The organism is Pseudomonas sp. NFACC45, from assembly GCF_900113505.1.
GTDB classification, from domain to species: Bacteria; Pseudomonadota; Gammaproteobacteria; order Pseudomonadales; family Pseudomonadaceae; genus Aquipseudomonas; species Aquipseudomonas tehranensis.
In genome coordinates this window covers 19371-37455 of the sequence record NZ_FOPO01000003.1, presented here as the reverse complement: position 1 = coordinate 37455, position 18085 = coordinate 19371, and the positions used below count along the sequence as shown (strand labels likewise).

The following is an 18085-nucleotide window of genomic DNA, read 5'->3' as shown; positions in this document are numbered from 1 at the left end:
CTTACTCGCCAATCGCGGCCAATTGGTCGGCCTGGTATTCGGCCAGCAACGGTTCGATGACCGCATCGACGCCACCGGCGAGAATTTCGTCGAGCGAATACAACGTCAGGTTGACGCGATGGTCGGTGACCCGGCCCTGGGCAAAGTTGTAGGTACGAATCCGCTCCGAGCGATCTCCCGAGCCCACCAACAGCTTGCGTTCGCTGGCGATGGCGTTGGCCGCAGCGCTGGTCTGTTGATCGTTGAGCTTGGCCGACAACCAGGACATGGCGCGCGCACGGTTCTTGTGCTGGGAACGTTCTTCCTGGCACTCGACCACAATGCCCGAAGGCAGGTGAGTGATACGGATCGCCGAATCGGTCTTGTTGACGTGTTGACCGCCCGCCCCCGAGGAGCGGTAGGTGTCGACCCGCAGGTCCGCCGGGTTGATCTCGATGGCTTCCTGCTCGTCGGGCTCAGGCAAAACCGCCACGGTGCAGGCCGACGTGTGGATACGCCCTTGGGATTCAGTGGCCGGGACACGCTGCACGCGGTGGGCGCCGGATTCGAATTTCAGCTTGCCGTAGACGTTGTCACCTTCGACCCGGGCGATGACTTCTTTATAGCCGCCGTGTTCGCCTTCGTTCTCCGAGAGGATCTCCACCCGCCAACCGCGACGCTCGGCGTAACGCGAATACATGCGGAACAGGTCCCCGGAGAATATCGCCGCCTCGTCGCCGCCGGTGCCGGCACGGATCTCGAGAAACACATTGCGACCGTCATTCGGATCCTTGGGCAACAACATGCGTTGCAGGTTGCTTTCAAGCTCGAGCAACTGCTCCTTGGCTTCACGGACTTCCTCGACCGCCATTTCGCGCATGTCCGGATCGCTGTCCTTGAGCAACGCCTGGGCGCCTTCAAGGTCGTCCTGCACTTTGAGCAACTGTTTATAGGTGGCGACGATCGGCTCGACTTCGGCGTATTCCTTGGAATACGTACGGAACTTGTTCTGGTCGGAAATGACCTCACCATCGCCCAGCAAGGCGGTCAGTTCCTCGAAACGATCCTGGAGAATGTCCAGTTTATTGAGCAGTGACGCTTTCATTGCGATTTTTTATCCGAAAAGCTATCCGGTGAACCCTCACCGAGGGCAAAGAGTTCCTGGGCCATGGCCAACGCATCGAGGCGGCCTTCGGCGGTCAGCTTCTTGAGCTGGACACTGGGAGCGTGAAGCAATTTATTGGTCAAGCCACGAGCCAGCTGTACCAGCACCTCATCGGCACTGCCACCGTTTGCCAGCAGGCGCCGGGCCTTCTGCAGCTCTTCGTCGCGCAGGCGTTCGCTCTGCTGACGATAAGCCTTGAGCACGTCCACCGCCGCCAGCTCGCGCAGGCGGACCATGAAATCCTCGGCGCCGATGGTGATCATCTCTTCAGCTGCCTGGGCCGCGCCTTGCCGGCTCTTGAGGTTCTCGGCGACCACTTCGTGCAGGTCGTCGACACTGTAGAGATAAACATCGTCCAGCTCGCCCACTTCCGGCTCGATGTCTCGAGGAACGGCAATGTCCACCATGAAAATCGGTTTGTGCTTGCGCAGCTTCAAGGCGCTTTCCACCGCGCCTTTGCCCAGGATCGGCAACTGGCTGGCGGTGGAGCTGATGACGATGTCACTGTGCACCAGCTCGGCCGGGATGTCCGACAGCAGCACGGCATGGGCGCCGAACTGCTCGGCCAGGGTACTGGCGCGCTCCAGGGTACGGTTGGCGACGACGATACGCTTGACCCCCAGGTCGTGCAGGTGGCGGGCAACCAGGGTGATGGTCTCTCCCGCGCCGATCAACAGCGCCTGGCTGCGTTGCAGATCGCTGAAAATCTGTTTCGCCAGGCTGACCGCGGCAAATGCCACCGACACCGGGTTTTCGCCGATGGCCGTGTCGGTGCGCACCTGTTTGGCGGCATTGAACGTGGCCTGGAACAGGCGCCCCAGTAGGGGCCCGACCGTGCCGGCTTCGCGGGCCACGGCGTAGGCCGACTTCATCTGGCCGAGAATCTGCGGCTCGCCCAGCACCAGCGAATCGAGCCCGGAGGCAACACGCATCATGTGACGAACGGCCGCATCATCTTCATGCACATAGGCACTGGCGCGCAGCTCTTCAAGACTCAGATCGTGATATTCGGCCAGCCAGCGCAGCACGGTATCGGCCGAAATGTGATCCTGCTCTATATAAAGCTCGCTGCGATTGCAGGTGGAGAGGATGGCAGCCTCGCGGCTCTCGGTGAGTCGGCAAAGCTGCTGCAGGGCCTCAACCAGTTGCTCAGGCGTAAAGGCCACGCGCTCGCGGACGTCTACGGAAGCAGTCTTGTGGTTAATACCAAGTGCAAGGAAGGCCATTCAAGGTCGCTGATAGTGACGTGAAGCCGGCAATTGTCCTACTTCGCCAGATTCAGAACAACCACTCGATATCTATCGCCCTGCCCCGTGCCGTAAATCGACGGGCCGGTTATGTTTGACCGAAGGCTTGTGTCATGATGATCCGACCGCAGGTTAGTCGTCCTTTTCCTATATGAATAGATCTTCCGCGTTGCTCCTCGCTTTTGCCTTGCTCGGCGGCTGTCAGTCCATGGCCCCCGTGTCGACAGACGGTACGCCGCCGGTCGAAGACAGCACCCAGGCCCCTGAAAAGCCCAAGGTCTACAGCTCATTCAGCGAAGAAACCATTTTCAGCCTGTTGAGCGCCGAACTGGCAGGCCAGCGCAATCGCTTCGACATTGCGCTGGACAACTATGTCACCCAGGCCATCAACACGCAGGACCCGGGCATTTCCGAGCGGGCGTTTCGCATTGCCGAATACCTGGGTGCCGACCAGCCCGCCCTGGATACCGCACTGATCTGGGCCAAAAACGCCCCGCAAGACCTCGAAGCGCAACGCGCCGCCGCCGTGCAACTGGCGCGGGCCGGACGCTACGACGACTCCATGGTGTATATGGAGAAAGTCCTGCTGGGCAAGGGCGACACCCATTTCGACTTCCTTGCGCTATCAGCGGCCGATACTGACCAGGAAACCCGCGACGGCCTGACTAAAAGCTTCGATCGACTGCTGCAGCGCCATCCCGATAACGGTCAGCTGATTTTCGGCAAGGCCCTGCTGCTGCAACAGGATGGTGACATCCAGGGCGCCCTTACCCTGCTGGAAGACAACCCGCCGCAAGCGGGCGAAGTGGCGCCGATTCTGCTGCGCGCTCGCTTGCTGCAAGGCGCGAACCGCGGCGACGAAGCCCTGCCGTTGCTGGAAAAAGGCATCAGGCAATACCCGGACGACAAGCGCCTGCGTCTCACCTACGCGCGCATGCTGGTGGAAAACGACCGCATGGACGACGCCAAGGTGGAGTTTTCCAGCCTGGTCCAGCAGTACCCTGAAGACGATGAATTGCGCTATTCCCTGGCATTGGTATGCCTGGAAGCCAAAGCGTGGGAAGAAGCCAAGGGTCACCTGGAAGACCTGATTGCGCGGGGAACGCATGTCGACTCCGCCCACTTGAACCTGGGCCGCATCGCCGAAGAACGCAACGACCCCGAGAGTGCACTGCTCGAGTACGCCCAGGTCGGCCCAGGCAACGATTATCTGCCAGCCCAGTTGCGCCAGGCCGATATCCTGATGAGCAACGGCAAAACGGCCGAGGCCCAGAGTCGCCTCGCCGTGCAGCGGGACACCCAGCCGGACTACGGCATCCAGTTGTATCTGATCGAGGCAGAAACCCTGTCGGCCAATAATCAGGGCGACAAAGCCTGGACCGTGCTCGATCGGGCGTTGAAGCAGTACCCGGACGACCTGAACCTGTTGTATACCCGCGCCATGCTGGCGGAAAAACGCAATGACCTGGCCCAGATGGAGAAAGACCTGCGCCTGATCATCCAGCGCGATCCCAACAATGCCATGGCCCTCAATGCCCTGGGCTACACCTTGTCCGATCGCACCACCCGATACGCCGAAGCCAAGGTGCTGATCGAACAGGCCCACCAGCTCAACCCGGAAGACCCGGCGGTGCTCGACAGTCTTGGCTGGGTGCATTTTCGCCTGGGCAACCTCGACGAGGCCGAACGCCTGCTGCGCCAGGCCCTGGAGCGCTTCCCCGACCAGGAGGTCGCCGCGCACCTGGGCGAAGTCCTGTGGGCCAACGGCAAACAGCGCGAAGCCCGGCAGATCTGGAGCAAATTCCTCAAGGAACAGCCCGACAGCCCCATCCTGCGCAGCACCATCAAACGCCTGACCGGATCAGAGACCCTTTAAAATCATGTTTTTGCGCCACTTCATCGTTTTCAGCTTTATCGCCCTGCTCGCCGGTTGCGCCGGCTTCGGCGCCCGAGAATCCGTCCAGGGTCACGGCAACACGGCCCAATGGCGAGAGCACAAGGAACAACTGAGCGGTCTCGACGGCTGGCAGATCGACGGCAAGATCGGCATACGCGCCCCGAAAGACTCGGGCAGCGGCACGCTGTTCTGGCTGCAACGCCAGGACTACTACGACATTCGCCTGTCCGGCCCGCTGGGACGTGGCGCGGCGCGCCTGACCGGCCGCCCAGGCCAGGTTTCGCTGGAAGTGGCCAATCAGGGTCGCTACGAGTCACCCTCGCCGGAAGCCTTGCTGGAAGAACAACTGGGCTGGAAGCTGCCCGTATCCCATCTGACCTGGTGGGTTCGGGGCCTGCCGGCACCGGACAGCAAAAGCCGCCTGACCCTCGATGCCGACAGTCGCCTGTCCAACCTGGAGCAGGACGACTGGCAGATCGAATACTTAAGCTACGCCGAGCAAAACGGTTACTGGCTGCCCGAGCGCATCAAACTGCATGGCAGCAACCTGGACGTCACGCTGGTGATCAAGCAATGGCAGCCGCGCAAGCTGGGGCAATGACATGACCGCTGCGCGTCTGACCCTGCCCTCCCCGGCCAAGCTCAACCTGATGTTGCACATCCTGGGCCGTCGCCCGGACGGTTATCACGAGTTGCAGACGATTTTTCAGTTTCTCGACTACGGCGATGAAATCACCTTTGCCGTGCGTGACGACGGTGTGATTCATCTGCACACCGAGTTCGAAGGTGTTCCTCACGACAGCAACCTGATCGTCAAAGCCGCGAAAAAACTTCAGGAGCAATCCGGGTGTTCGCTGGGCATTGATATCTGGATCGAAAAAATCCTGCCCATGGGCGGCGGCATCGGCGGCGGCAGCTCAAACGCGGCGACGACTTTGCTGGGGCTCAACCATCTGTGGCAGCTGGGTTGGGACGCCGATCGCCTGGCCGCATTGGGCCTGACGCTGGGCGCCGACGTGCCGGTTTTCGTACGGGGCCACGCGGCTTTTGCCGAGGGCGTCGGGGAAAAACTCACACCGGTAGAGCCCGAGGAACCCTGGTACTTGGTGCTGGTGCCGCAAGTATCTGTAAGTACAGCAGAAATTTTTTCAGATCCACTGTTGACACGTAACTCTCCTCCCATTAAAGTGCGCCCCGTTCCCAAGGGAAACAGTCGAAATGACTGCTTACCGGTGGTAGCAAAGCGTTATCCAGATGTACGTAACGCTTTGAATTTGTTAGGTAAATTTACCGAAGCAAAACTCACCGGAACTGGAAGTTGTGTGTTTGGGGGCTTCCCAAGCAAAGCTGAAGCTGATAAAGTCTCGGCCCTTCTGACAGAGACCCTTACAGGGTTTGTAGCGAAAGGAAGCAACGTTTCGATGTTGCATCGCAAGCTGCAAAGTCTGCTCTAAAAGGAATCGAGTGCTGGGCACTCGCAGCAACAGATACAGGGGCGTCGCCAAGCGGTAAGGCAGCAGGTTTTGATCCTGCCATGCGTTGGTTCGAATCCAGCCGCCCCTGCCATTTTCCTATACTCATCCAGGTATACCCTCAGCCTTCAGGTACTGCGCGTGTCCAAGATGATGGTCTTTACGGGGAACGCTAACCCCGATCTGGCTCGGCGTGTTGTACGTCAGCTGCATATCCCTCTCGGTGACATCTCTGTCGGTAAGTTTTCCGACGGCGAAATCACTGCCGAGATCAATGAAAACGTTCGCGGTAAAGACGTCTTCATTATTCAGCCGACTTGCGCTCCGACCAACGATAACCTGATGGAACTCGTCGTGATGGCTGATGCCTTCCGTCGCTCCTCAGCTACTCGTATTACTGCTGTTATTCCTTACTTTGGTTATGCCCGTCAGGATCGCCGTCCGCGTTCCGCACGTGTGGCAATCAGCGCGAAAGTCGTGGCTGACATGCTTACCGTAGTCGGCATCGATCGTGTACTCACGGTCGATCTGCATGCTGACCAGATTCAGGGCTTCTTCGATATTCCCGTGGATAACATCTACGGCTCCCCGGTTCTGGTGGATGACATTGAAGATCAGCGCTTCGAAAACCTGATGATCGTGTCCCCGGACATTGGCGGCGTCGTGCGTGCACGGGCCGTTGCCAAATCCCTGGGCGTTGATCTGGGTATCATCGACAAACGCCGTGAGAAAGCCAATCACTCCGAAGTGATGCATATCATCGGCGACGTCGAAGGGCGTACCTGTATTCTGGTCGACGACATGGTCGATACCGCCGGCACCCTGTGCCACGCGGCCAAGGCCCTGAAAGAGCATGGCGCTGCCAAGGTCTTTGCCTACTGCACACACCCTGTGCTGTCGGGTCGAGCGATCGAAAACATTGAAAATTCCGTGCTGGACGAGCTGGTGGTCACTAACACCATCCCGCTGTCCGCTGCAGCACAAGCCTGTGCGCGTATCCGCCAACTGGATATCGCACCGGTTGTTGCCGAGGCGGTTCGCCGCATCAGCAATGAAGAATCGATCAGTGCGATGTTCCGTTAAGGGCCCTGCCCTTTCCATTACATCTCGTTGACGAAAAGCGCCCCGCCCCGACATTACCTGCCGGGGCGGGGCTTTTTTGCCCATATCGCCTTTAGCGCTGGTCGCAAACGCTGGGGCGAATGTGGTTATTTTGGAGATACAACATGAACGATTTTACTCTGAATGCTGAAGTGCGTTCCGACCTGGGGAAAGGTGCGAGCCGCCGCCTGCGTCGTCTCGCAAGCCTGGTTCCAGCTGTAGTCTACGGTGGCGACAAAGCCCCTGAGTCCATCAGCATGCTGGCCAAAGAAGTTGCCAAACTGCTCGAAAACGAAGCGGCCTACAGCCACATCATCGAGCTGAACGTTGGCGGCACCAAGCAAAACGTCGTGATCAAAGCCCTGCAGCGTCACCCGGCCAAAGGCCACGTGATGCACGCTGACTTCGTACGCGTTATTGCCGGTCAGAAGCTGACTGCTGTTGTTCCAGTGCACTTCATCAACGAAGCTGCTCCGGTCAAGAAAGGCGGCGAAATCTCGCACGTGACTTCCGAGCTGGAAGTTTCCTGCCTGCCGAAAGACCTGCCTGAATTCATCGAAGTCGACCTGGCTGACGCCGAAATCGGCACGATCATTCACCTGTCCGACCTCAAGGCTCCTAAAGGCGTTGAGTTTGTTGCCCTGGCGCACGGCGATGACAAGGCTGTTGCCAACGTCCACGCTCCACGTGTTGCTCCAGAAGCGACTGAAGAAGAAGCTGCAGAGTAATTTCACTCTGTCGCCGGAGTGACCGGAAACATCGCGGACTGGAACGTAGCGAGACAGCGGGCGAGAACGCGAAGTTTACTTAACGGTAGATCCGCCATTTTCGTCCCACTGTCGCCACACCGTTTGAGCGCGACGTTGTTATCCACACTCCAGGAAGGGCCCCTATCGTGACTGCCATTAAACTGATCGTTGGCCTGGGAAATCCAGGCGCTGAATACGAACAGACCCGGCATAACGCAGGGGCCCTTTTTGTTGAGCGCATCGCGCACGCCCAAGGCGTCAGCCTGGCGGCCGATCGCAAATATTTCGGCCTGACCGGGCGTTTTTCACATCAGGGTCAGGATGTTCGTCTGTTGATTCCCACCACCTACATGAACCGCAGCGGCCAGGCCGTGGCGGCGTTGGCCGGTTTCTTTCGCATCAAACCTGAAGAAATCCTGGTGGCCCACGACGAACTCGACCTGCCTCCGGGCGTCGCCAAACTCAAGCAGGGCGGCGGCCATGGCGGTCACAACGGGTTGCGCGACATCATCGCGCAACTGGGTAATCAGAATACCTTTCACCGCCTGCGGCTCGGCATCGGCCACCCGGGCGTTGCCAGCATGGTTTCAAATTTTGTCCTGGGTCGTGCGCCTCGCGCCGAACAGGAAAAACTCGATGCCAGCATCGACTTTGCCCTCGGCGTGCTGCCGGATATCCTCGCCGGTGAATGGAACCGCGCGATGAAAAACCTGCACAGCCAGAAGGCCTGACTCTACTCCGAGGGGAAACACCATGGGATTCAATTGCGGCATCGTCGGCCTGCCTAACGTCGGCAAGTCCACCCTGTTCAACGCCCTGACCAAGTCCGGTATCGCGGCCGAGAACTTCCCCTTCTGCACCATCGAGCCAAACACCGGCATCGTACCGATGCCCGACCCACGCCTGGATGCCCTGGCGGCCATCGTGATCCCGGAGCGCGTACTGCCGACCACCATGGAGTTCGTCGACATCGCCGGCCTGGTGGCCGGCGCATCGAAAGGTGAAGGCCTGGGCAACAAGTTCCTGGCCAACATCCGCGAAACCGATGCCATCGCCCACGTGGTGCGCTGCTTCGAAGACGAAAACGTGATTCACGTCTCCAACAGCGTCGATCCGAAACGCGATATCGAGATCATCGACCTGGAACTGATCTTTGCCGACCTCGACAGCTGCGAGAAGCAACTGCAAAAAGTCGCTCGCAATGCCAAGGGTGGTGACAAAGACGCCGTCGCCCAGAAAGCCTTGCTCGAGCAGTTGATCGCCCACTTCACCTTAGGCAAGCCGGCACGCAGCCTGATCAAGAACATGGGCGCCGATGAGAAGCAGATCATTCGCGGCTTCCACCTGCTGACCACCAAACCGGTCATGTACATCGCCAACGTGGCCGAAGATGGCTTCGAGAACAACCCGCTGCTGGACGTGGTAAAGGCCATCGCTGAAGAAGAAGGCGCAATGGTCGTACCGGTCTGCAACAAGATCGAAGCGGAAATCGCCGAGCTTGAAGACGGCGAAGAAAAGGACATGTTCCTGGAGGCCCTGGGCCTGGAAGAGCCTGGTCTGAACCGTGTAATCCGCGCGGGCTATGAAATGCTCAACTTGCAGACTTACTTCACCGCTGGCGTAAAAGAAGTCCGCGCCTGGACCGTTCGCGTCGGTGCCACCGCGCCGCAAGCCGCGGCCGTGATCCACACCGACTTCGAAAAAGGTTTCATCCGCGCCGAAGTCATTGCCTACGACGATTTCATCCAGTTCAAGGGCGAAGCCGGCGCCAAGGAAGCCGGTAAATGGCGCCTGGAAGGCAAGGAATACATCGTCAAGGATGGCGACGTGATGCACTTCCGCTTTAACGTCTAACGAATCCCACGGATCTCGACAGACAAAAAAATCCCCGTAATCATTAGCTGATACGGGGATTTTTTTCGTCTTGAGACCGGTGTTGCGCCGGCACTTTCTACGTTTGAGCTTTACGCAACAACACCCTCGTCACCCGACGCTCTTCAACCTCGACAACGGTCATGCTCCACTCCTGCCAATCGAGTTTGTCTCCGATGATCGGCAAGCGGTCCAGCAAGCTCATGACCAACCCGGCGAGCGTCTGATAGTCATCCGTCGCTTTTGCCTGGAAGCCGATGTGTTCGCGAACCTGGCTGAGATTCAGCGCACCGCTGACCAGAAAGCCGTCATCCTGGGCCACGATGTTCGGACCTTCTATTTCACTGGCATCGGGCAGTTCACCGGCGATGGATTCGAGAATATCGGTCATGGTGAGAAGACCAATGAAATCACCGAACTCGTTCACCACGAAGGCGATGTGGGTCGACTCTTTGCGCATCTGTTCCAGCGCGTTGAGAATGGTAAAGTTGTCCAGCAGGTTGATGGCCGTGCGCGCCATGGCTTCCAGATTCGGCTGGTTGCCCGCCAACAGCTCCTTGAGCAACTCCTTCTTGTGGATGAACCCCAAGGGTTCATCCACCCGGCCTTCGCGGATCAACGGCAACCTGGAATACGACGAGTGCATCAGCCGGGTGCGGATCTCGTCTGGGGAATCGGCCAGGTCGATGTGATCGATTTCTGCACGATGAGTCATGACGCTGCGTATTGGGCGCTCCGCCAACTGCAGCACGCCACTGATCATGACCCGTTCGCGTCGATGGAAGACCTGTTCGGCTTCATCGCCTGACAGCATGTCAGCGATCTCTTCACCGACTTCATCAGCCCCCAGCTTTTGGCCACCCAGCAAGCGCAAAACCGCATGGGCGGTACGCTCACGCATGGGTCGATGACCTTGCACGCTCTTCTTGCGGCGAGAGCGCGCCAGTTGGTTGAACAGTTCGATCAGGATCGAGAAACCGATCGCGGCATAGAGGTAGCCTTTCGGAATGTGGAAGCCCAGGCCCTCGGCCGTGAGGCTGAAGCCAATCATCATCAAAAAGCCCAGGCAGAGCATGATGACGGTGGGGTGCCCGTTGACGAAGTTGGTCAGAGGCTTGCTCGCGATGATCATCAAGCCGATGGAGAAGATCACCGCGATCATCATGACCGACAGGTGTTCCACCATGCCCACGGCAGTGATCACAGCGTCCAGCGAGAAGACCGCATCCAGCACCACAATCTGCGCGACGATCGGCCAGAACATCGCATAGGCCGCATTGCCCGAACGTTCTGTCACATGGCCCTCGAGTCGCTCATGCAACTCCATGGTGGCCTTGAACAACAGGAACACGCCACCGAACAGCATGATCAGGTCCCGGCCCGAGAACGTCTTGTCGAAGACCTCGAACAGCGGCTCGGTCAGGGTGACCATCCAGGAAATACTGGCCAACAGGCCAAGACGCATCAGTAACGCGAGGGACAGGCCAATGATACGGGCACGATCGCGCTGCTCCGGCGGCAGCTTGTCAGCCAGGATGGCGATGAACACAAGGTTATCAATGCCGAGCACCAGCTCCAGCACGATCAGGGTCAGCAGGCCGAGCCATGCCGTCGGATCAGCAATCCATTCCATAAGGTCATTTAACCTCTCGTAGAGTCGGAGCGAAAGGCGCGAGGGGGAAAAGCCCTATCGGGCGGGTGGCGCGAGGCATGACTTGGCAGAGCGGAGGGGTACAGGGCGCGGGAGGGGAAAAACGACTGGGAGGCTCCTGAAGGGTGTTCATATAGACCTGAAAATAATTGGGGAGGTGATCCTATAATGTTTCCGAACGCGTCATACAGATCGAATTATTACAGAATCTGACATCCCAGAACGGCCCCCGCCCGGAGCCGCATTCAGTCCTGGCACGAGAGGTCTTAGATGAACAGCGTGGCCGTCAATCCAGGGATATCGCTTGATCAAACTCCGGGCGGGCGCCTGACGCCGGCCCGCCCCCCCTTACCCCTTTACCCCTTTACCCCTTTACCCCCTTTTGACTTTGAAGCGCCCCAGCACGCGCTGCATCAAAGATGCTCGCTCCGAAAGATCCTTGGCCGCCACTGCGCACTCTTGTGAGTTGGACTGGTTTTTCTGCGTCACTTCATCGATCTGTTCCAACCCGATGCTGGCCTGTTGCAAGCCTGAGGCTTGCTCGCTGGAAGCTTGATAGATCAATGAAACCAGGTTGGATACCGCACTGGTTCCGCTGACGATGTTTTTCAGCGATTCGGCTGTCCGGCCTGCGATGATCATGCCGCGTTGCGTTTTGCTCGAAGAGTCGGCGATCAGTGCAGCCGTCTGCTGGGCGGCCTCGGCGCTGCGGGCGGCCAGGCTGCGTACCTCATCCGCCACCACAGCAAAACCACGCCCCAGCTCACCTGCCCTGGCGGCTTCGATAGCCGCGTTCAACGCCAACAGGTTGGTTTGTGCGGCGATGTTATCGATGGTGGTGATGATTGCAGTAATGTCCTTGCCCGAATTGTCGATTTCGGCCATGGCGGCAATCAGTTCACTCATCAATTTGTCGCTTTCCCCCGCGTCGGCCCGTGAGGCCTGGGATTGCTCGTCGGCTTTCTTGGCGTTTTCGGCGTTGTCCCGGGTCTGTGCGGCCATTTGCGTCATCACCGCGCTGATTTCAGTGATGGACGAGGCAGAATTGGAAGCCCCATCGGACAATGACTGGCTCAGGTCGGTAACCTGCGCCGAGCTGCCTGTGATCTGGGTGGCGCTGGCCTGAACTTCGCCAATCAGTTGGTTCAGATTACCCACCATCTTCTCCAGTGACTTGCCAAGGGTATCGTGGGGTGAGGACAACCGGACCTCCAGGTCCAGATCACCTTCGGAGATGCGCTCGGCTACCCTGACCTGCCGTTGCAGGCTTTCAGACATGTCGTTGAGCGCGGCAGACAACTGGCCCACTTCGTCCTCGGATTTCTGCACCAGGCGACGCGAGAAATCCCCCAGGCTGATGTTGGCTGCCAAGGCGGCGGCTTCGCGAATCGGCCCAACGATTTTTGCGGCGGCAAACCACAGGGCAACCAGCGCCAACAACGAAATGCCCAGGCCAACCGACACCTGCCAGATGCTGTTGCTGATACTGCGCGCCTGTAGCTCCTGCTCCAGGGCAATGGCCTGAGTCATGACCACAGCCTTTGGCAGACGAATCAGCACTGCCCAGGGTTTGCCTGTACGCCCCAGCTCAATGGGCATCAGCACTTCGATATGCTGGGTTTGTGGATTGAGCAGGCCGTCACCACGACCACTCTGGATATCGCGCAGCACTTTCTCCCAAGAGTCAGGCAACAAGGCCTTGATGGGCTGGCCAATCAGGTCGGTCCGCTGACTGTCCGCGACCACCAGCCCCTGGTTACTCAGGATCGATACCGTGCCCTTGCCACCGTAGAGATCGGCCGACATCTGCTCGCTGAGTTTCTGGATAAAGTCGATGTCGAAGTCAGCTCCGACCACACCGTAGAACTTGCCGTTGGATACGATCGGAACCGACAACGTGGTCAACCATACGTTTTTGCCCTGAACCACATAAGGAATGGGGTCCAGCACGCTTTCCTTCAGCGTGTCACGAGGGCCGCTGTACCACCCCCCTTTGGGTACACCGTTGGGATGACGATCCGGAGAGTCATACTCGACCAAGGGTTGTACCGCCACATGTCCGCCAGCGCTGCGCGTCCAGTAAGGCGTGAAGCGCCCGGTCAACGGATTACTGCCGTCCGGTACATTGCGGAACACAAGATCCTGGCCATCCAGCGCGTCCGGCTCCCAGCAGGAATAAGTGCCATTGAAGTCCGGGTTATCTTTGAGAACGCTGAGCAATACCGTGTTGATCTGTTCACGTCCCAACGCCAAAGGGCTTTGCGCGGCCTTGCTGGAGGCAAAGGTATTGGCCATGGTGCGGGCCGCATCCAGCGCATTTTGCAACTTGGCCTGAATGGCGTTGGCACGCGATTCGGCCAGGTTCTGAATCTCCCGGATCGTTGATTTTTCAACCAATGCCGAGACTTCGGTCGCCACATATTGCTCATTGGCCCTGGCGGTAAAGAGCCCGTAAATCACCAGGCTGGTTGATGAAACAAACAGGCATACGCCTGCCGTGACACAAATGCGTGCCTGCAACGACTTGAACTTCATATCTTCCCCTGCCTGATTCTTTTTATTGCCAACGTTTAAGACGACCGCCTCAAACTTGTGCACGACACGGCAAATAACAATCGATCACGGCTGTTTCCACCGTCCACGGGGCAATCGCCTTCACGGGCACGGCGATACAGCTACTTTTATAAGTATTTGAAGCGTGGCAGGTTGGGGCGTGAGTCACTTCACCAGAAGGGTGAAGGTCTTCAGATCAAGAGCCGAAGGCCTTATGTCCCAGGACAATAAGAGCGGCGGGTGGAAAGAATGTGGAAAGCTGCTTTCCGGTCACCCCAGCGGACTCCCTTGAAGATTGCCGCTGCGTCCATTCAATCCATCAACCACAGCAGCAAATTAACATGGCCGACTTTTATCCAAAATCAAACTTAAGACTTATACAAAACGCTACTTTAGTCGCGACTCCAAGCAACTGATCAAATCGCTCTGGTTGGCGGGTATTTTTCAATGCTTTGAAATTCAGTTGTTTTGCAACGACCGGCGGGGCGAACTCGCCTCCGCCGGCTGGGTACACGTCAGTTTTTTCTGCTTTTGGGCAGAAAAATCGCCAGGACCCCAAACAACGGCAAAAACGAGCACAACCAATACACATACTCGATGCCACGGATGTCGGCCAGGTGCCCCAGCAGCGCAGCGCCAATCCCGCCGAAGCCGAACATCAAACCAAAGAACACGCCGGCAATCATGCCGACGTTGCCCGGCACCAGTTCCTGGGCATACACCACGATGGCCGAGAATGCCGAAGCCAGGATGAAGCCGATGACCACGCTGAGAATGCTGGTCCACAGCAGGTCAACGTGAGGCAGGATCAGCGTGAACGGTGCCACGCCAAGGATCGAGAACCAGATCACCGCCTTACGCCCGATCCTGTCGCCTATCGGACCGCCAAAAAAGGTCCCCGCCGCCACAGCGCCGAGGAACAGGAACAGATACAACTGTGACGACGCCACCGACAGGTCGAACTTCTCGATCAGGTAGAAGGTGAAGTAGCTGGTGAAACTGGCCATGTAGAAATACTTGGAGAACACCAGCAAACCCAGCACCGCCAATGCACTCAAGACCCGGCCCCGGGATAAACCGTGAGTGGCCGCCTGGCCTTGCTTGAGCTTGAACAGGTTCAGGTGATTGGCGTACCAGCGGCTGATGCGGTACAGCACGAACAGCGCAAACAGTGCGAACAGCCCGAACCAGGCCACATGGCCTTGCCCGTAAGGAACGATGATCGCCGCCGCCAGCAACGGGCCGAAAGCAGAGCCGGCGTTACCGCCGACCTGGAACGTCGACTGCGCCAACCCATAACGCCCGCCCGACGCCAAACGTGCGACTCGCGAAGCTTCAGGGTGAAAGGTCGAGGAGCCAATACCGATCAGACCGGCGGCCAGCAGAATCATGGCGAAACTGCCAACCATCGACATCATCACGATCCCGATCAGCGTGCATACCGTACCGGCCGGCAACAGCCAGGGCTTGGGGTGTCGGTCCGTGTGATAACCCACCCAGGGCTGCAGCAGAGATGCCGTCAACTGGAAGGTCAGCGTAATCAAGCCAACCTGGGTGAAGGTCAGCCCATAACTGGCCTTGAGCATCGGGTAAATAGACGGCAGTACCGCCTGGATAAGGTCGTTGATCAAATGCGCCAACGCCACGGCACCGATGATGCGCATGACCAACGGACTGCTTTGGGGTGTGGCAGGGATAGACGCGGTATCGACCTGGGTATCGCTGATAGCCATGGGAGTTTCCATACGGGGTTTGCACGGGAAGCGGGTTCATCAATGTGCCATTTTTCGGTGCAGCAAGGCTATCCCCTTAGCTTGCTATCGACTTGAAATATTGTCAGCGGGCCCGGTAATAGCGCAAAGCCATGGTCTGAATCTTGCCTTGTTAACGGTCTACAACGCGGCCCCTTACAAAGGGGACCGAGAATGGGAAGTTTCGCTACAGAGCCAGCCTACAGAGCGGGCCTGGACAAACTTTCGAGGCCTTTTAAAAGGGCACCTGTTTCGGCATTGTGTCGAAACGCACAAAAATAGTGCAAGGGTGTTCAGGGGAGTATGGGCATGCAGGCTTTTCTATCACCGGGAATCAGGTTGCTGGGGCGTTTCGGCTTTGCCCGCAAATTTCAGTTGCTGTTCCTGCTTTTCATCCTGCCACTGATGGGCAGCCTGTGGATCATTGGCCAGGACTATCGCGACAAACTCAGCCTGATTTCCGAAGAACGCGCCGGGGTTCGCCAGTTGCTGGCCCTGGATAACCTGGACAACCTGCTCGCCGCCCAGCGCAACCGCGCGGCCCGTTGGCGAGCCACGGAAACCAATCGCCAGGCAACACCGGCGACGCTTGCCGCGATGGCGGCTTTCGATGCCGTGCAGCCGGCCCTCAACCAGGCCGCCAATGACCTGGGTAGCACCTTGCAAACCGAAGGTGCCGGAGCCGACACCCTCGCCCGCTTCCAAACGCTGCAAACCAGTCTCAATGGTCTTGATTCGAAAAGCCTGGGCACCGTCGGTTGGTGGCCGGACGGCTATGACCGCTTCACTGCGGCCTTAAGTGCCTTGCAAGCCTTGCGCGAACAAATCGTCATGGACAATCGCCTGACCCTCGCCTCCTGGCTGGAAACCTACCTGCTGATCCAGATCTCGACCCAGCAGACACCGGACCTGATCGAACGGGTCGCGCGCTTGACCAGCGTTGGCCAGGCCTCTGTTGTGTCGGGTCAATTCACCCTGCAAAGCCGCCTGCAATTGCGCGACCTGCGCAGCCGGATCGGCGATGCCCGGGATCAACTGGTCAAAACCGGCGGGGTGCTGCAAGCCCGCCTGCCCAGCGAACTGCAAACCTGGGCCGGGCAATTCCAGGACAGCCTCAAGCATCTGGATTCCGGCCTGAAAGTCTTGGATGAAGGGGTCTTCGCCGGCTCCATCAGCCTCAAGCCGGAAGAGTTCGAGAAACACATGGATGCGCTCCTGGCGGACTTGGCGACATTGCGCCAGCAGTCTCTGATGGCACTGGATGCGCGACTGGACCACTACCACTCCTCAGCCATCCGCCAGTTCACCCTGGTGGCCGCGGTGCTGGGTTGTCTGCTACTGGCCGCGCTTTACCTCTTCGTCTGCCTGCAAGCGTCCATCCGCCGCAGCGCCAGTGGTATCACATTACTGGCCGAAGCCCTGCGTGACGGCAACCTCAGCCTGCAAGTACCCGTGCAAGGACGCGACGAACTGGCGGCCATCAGTACCGCTCTCAACGTCGCGGTGGTGCAGTTGCGCAACAGCCTGTTGGGTGTGGACCACGAAACGTTGCAGTTGAGCAATGCCGTGCGCACCCTCAACACTCACTCCAGCGGCGCCCTGGGGGAAGTCGAAGCCCAACAGATGCAAATCAGCCAGATCGCGGCCGCCGCTACGCAACTGGCCGCCACCTCGCAAGGGGTCGCGAGAAGCTGTGAGCAGGCCTCTGACAGCGCCCAGCAGACCCGGCGTATCGCCGCCGACAGCAGCCGCGACAGTCAACGCACCACGGCGAGCATCCAGCAACTCAACCAGCGCCTCAACGAAACCGCCGCCGCATTGGGCCGGGTCAGCGAACAGGGGCAACAGATCCAGATGGTGGTCGACACCATCCGTGGCGTGGCCGAGCAGACCAACCTGCTGGCCCTCAATGCGGCCATCGAAGCCGCTCGCGCTGGGGAACAAGGCCGTGGTTTCGCGGTGGTGGCCGATGAGGTACGCAGCCTGTCGCAACGCACCCAGTCCTCCACCCAACAGATTGCTGGCACCGTCGACAGCCTGCGCGCTACGGTCAACGAAGCGGTCAGCCTGATGGAAGCCGCGTGCGGCCAGGCCCAGACCGACGCGCAAGCCGTCACCGGCCTTGGCGAGCGACTGGGAGAAATTGCCAGCGCCGTGCAGAGCGTCACCGACACCCTGGCACAAATCGCCACCGCGGTGGACGAACAAGCCAGCACCGCCGACGAGGTCAGCGGCAATATCCAACAGGTCGACCAGGCGGCCATGCGATTGCTTGAAGGGGCACGCGCGGTGAACCTCGCGGCGGATACGTTGAGCCAAGGCAGCCAGGCCCTGAGCGCCAACACAGGGAGATTTCAACTCGGTTGACGGGTATTTGCAGCGAGGATGGATAAGCGGTTGAAAGCGCTGAGAAATATTTCAGATTTACGCTTGACACATCTTCGTTACCGGCGAATAATGCGCGCCACTTGGCTACATAGCTCAGTTGGTTAGAGCATAGCATTCATAATGCTGGGGTCCGGGGTTCAAGTCCCTGTGTAGCCACCAAGTACTAAAAACGGCTTATCGAAAGATAAGCCGTTTTTTTATGCCTCGATAAAAGCCTTCTCTCAAGTCCGCGCTGATTTGCGCCAGACGCCTCGCATCGC

At 58.7% G+C, this 18085-nt stretch carries 13 protein-coding genes and 2 tRNA genes; 10 read left to right on the top strand and 5 right to left on the bottom strand.

What is annotated here, in order from left to right; genetic code table 11:
• Position 1: 1 nt before the first annotated feature.
• Both prfA and hemA read right to left on the bottom strand, forming a co-directional pair.
• The gene (prfA, locus tag BM132_RS05730) at positions 2-1084 is read right to left on the bottom strand and encodes a peptide chain release factor 1 (RefSeq protein ID WP_092453940.1); all 1083 of its coding nucleotides are present in this window, start codon (positions 1082-1084) and stop codon (positions 2-4) included.
• Positions 1081-2370 (bottom strand): glutamyl-tRNA reductase, encoded by a 1290-nt coding sequence (hemA, locus tag BM132_RS05725; protein ID WP_092453938.1) that lies wholly within the window; start codon positions 2368-2370, stop codon positions 1081-1083. The genes prfA and hemA overlap by 4 nt, the downstream gene beginning before the upstream one ends.
• 172 nt (positions 2371-2542) lie before the next feature.
• Between hemA and BM132_RS05720 the strand changes: the two genes are divergently transcribed.
• The 8 genes from BM132_RS05720 (at position 2543) to ychF (ending at position 9464) form a co-directional block, all read left to right on the top strand.
• Positions 2543-4267 carry a tetratricopeptide repeat protein gene (locus BM132_RS05720; RefSeq protein WP_092453936.1) on the top strand — a complete coding sequence of 575 codons (1725 nt, stop codon included), beginning with the start codon at positions 2543-2545 and terminating at the stop codon, positions 4265-4267.
• A gap of 4 nt (positions 4268-4271) precedes the next feature.
• The gene (lolB, locus tag BM132_RS05715; protein WP_092402514.1) at positions 4272-4889 is read left to right on the top strand and encodes a lipoprotein insertase outer membrane protein LolB; all 618 of its coding nucleotides are present in this window, start codon (positions 4272-4274) and stop codon (positions 4887-4889) included.
• A gap of 1 nt (position 4890) precedes the next feature.
• Positions 4891-5742 (top strand): 4-(cytidine 5'-diphospho)-2-C-methyl-D-erythritol kinase, encoded by an 852-nt coding sequence (ispE, locus tag BM132_RS05710; RefSeq protein ID WP_092453934.1) that lies wholly within the window; start codon positions 4891-4893, stop codon positions 5740-5742.
• Positions 5743-5779: 37 nt separating this feature from the next.
• Positions 5780-5854 (top strand) — tRNA-Gln (locus tag BM132_RS05705).
• 47 nt (positions 5855-5901) lie between these two features.
• Positions 5902-6843 (top strand): ribose-phosphate pyrophosphokinase, encoded by a 942-nt coding sequence (locus BM132_RS05700; RefSeq protein ID WP_003171603.1) that lies wholly within the window; start codon positions 5902-5904, stop codon positions 6841-6843.
• Between the two features lie 143 nt (positions 6844-6986).
• Positions 6987-7589: a 50S ribosomal protein L25/general stress protein Ctc gene (locus BM132_RS05695; RefSeq protein WP_092453932.1), complete on the top strand. Its 603-nt coding sequence runs from the start codon at positions 6987-6989 to the stop codon at positions 7587-7589.
• 167 nt (positions 7590-7756) lie between these two features.
• Positions 7757-8341: an aminoacyl-tRNA hydrolase gene (pth, locus tag BM132_RS05690; protein ID WP_003185374.1), complete on the top strand. Its 585-nt coding sequence runs from the start codon at positions 7757-7759 to the stop codon at positions 8339-8341.
• Positions 8342-8363: 22 nt separating this feature from the next.
• Entirely contained in the window at positions 8364-9464 is a 1101-nt protein-coding gene (ychF, locus tag BM132_RS05685) for a redox-regulated ATPase YchF (protein ID WP_092402520.1), read from the top strand.
• Positions 9465-9561: 97 nt separating this feature from the next.
• Here ychF and BM132_RS05680 read toward each other — a convergent pair whose 3' ends face one another.
• From BM132_RS05680 to BM132_RS05670, 3 genes are all read right to left on the bottom strand, one after another.
• On the bottom strand, positions 9562-11115 hold the full coding sequence (locus BM132_RS05680; RefSeq protein ID WP_092402522.1) for a TerC family protein: 1554 nt from the start codon (positions 11113-11115) through the stop codon (positions 9562-9564).
• A gap of 390 nt (positions 11116-11505) precedes the next feature.
• Complete coding sequence (locus BM132_RS05675; protein ID WP_092453928.1) at positions 11506-13668, bottom strand: methyl-accepting chemotaxis protein; 2163 nt, start codon at positions 13666-13668, stop codon at positions 11506-11508.
• Between the two features lie 533 nt (positions 13669-14201).
• Entirely contained in the window at positions 14202-15419 is a 1218-nt protein-coding gene (locus BM132_RS05670; RefSeq protein ID WP_092402526.1) for an MFS transporter, read from the bottom strand.
• A 327-nt stretch (positions 15420-15746) separates the two neighbouring features.
• Here BM132_RS05670 and BM132_RS05665 point away from each other — a divergent pair, with 327 nt between their 5' ends.
• Both BM132_RS05665 and BM132_RS05660 read left to right on the top strand, forming a co-directional pair.
• Entirely contained in the window at positions 15747-17804 is a 2058-nt protein-coding gene (locus BM132_RS05665; RefSeq protein WP_092453926.1) for a methyl-accepting chemotaxis protein, read from the top strand.
• A gap of 103 nt (positions 17805-17907) precedes the next feature.
• Positions 17908-17984, top strand: a tRNA-Met gene (locus BM132_RS05660).
• Positions 17985-18085: the final 101 nt, after the last annotated feature.

Coding starts and splice junctions, on each gene's coding strand:
- prfA (WP_092453940.1), bottom strand. CDS start 1,084: ATGAAAGCGTCACTGCTCAATAAACTGGACATTCTCCAGGATCGTTTC.
- hemA (WP_092453938.1), bottom strand. CDS start 2,370: ATGGCCTTCCTTGCACTTGGTATTAACCACAAGACTGCTTCCGTAGAC.
- BM132_RS05720 (WP_092453936.1), top strand. CDS start 2,543: ATGAATAGATCTTCCGCGTTGCTCCTCGCTTTTGCCTTGCTCGGCGGC.
- lolB (WP_092402514.1), top strand. CDS start 4,272: ATGTTTTTGCGCCACTTCATCGTTTTCAGCTTTATCGCCCTGCTCGCC.
- ispE (WP_092453934.1), top strand. CDS start 4,891: ATGACCGCTGCGCGTCTGACCCTGCCCTCCCCGGCCAAGCTCAACCTG.
- BM132_RS05695 (WP_092453932.1), top strand. CDS start 6,987: ATGAACGATTTTACTCTGAATGCTGAAGTGCGTTCCGACCTGGGGAAA.
- ychF (WP_092402520.1), top strand. CDS start 8,364: ATGGGATTCAATTGCGGCATCGTCGGCCTGCCTAACGTCGGCAAGTCC.
- BM132_RS05680 (WP_092402522.1), bottom strand. CDS start 11,115: ATGGAATGGATTGCTGATCCGACGGCATGGCTCGGCCTGCTGACCCTG.
- BM132_RS05675 (WP_092453928.1), bottom strand. CDS start 13,668: ATGAAGTTCAAGTCGTTGCAGGCACGCATTTGTGTCACGGCAGGCGTA.
- BM132_RS05670 (WP_092402526.1), bottom strand. CDS start 15,419: ATGGCTATCAGCGATACCCAGGTCGATACCGCGTCTATCCCTGCCACA.
- BM132_RS05665 (WP_092453926.1), top strand. CDS start 15,747: ATGCAGGCTTTTCTATCACCGGGAATCAGGTTGCTGGGGCGTTTCGGC.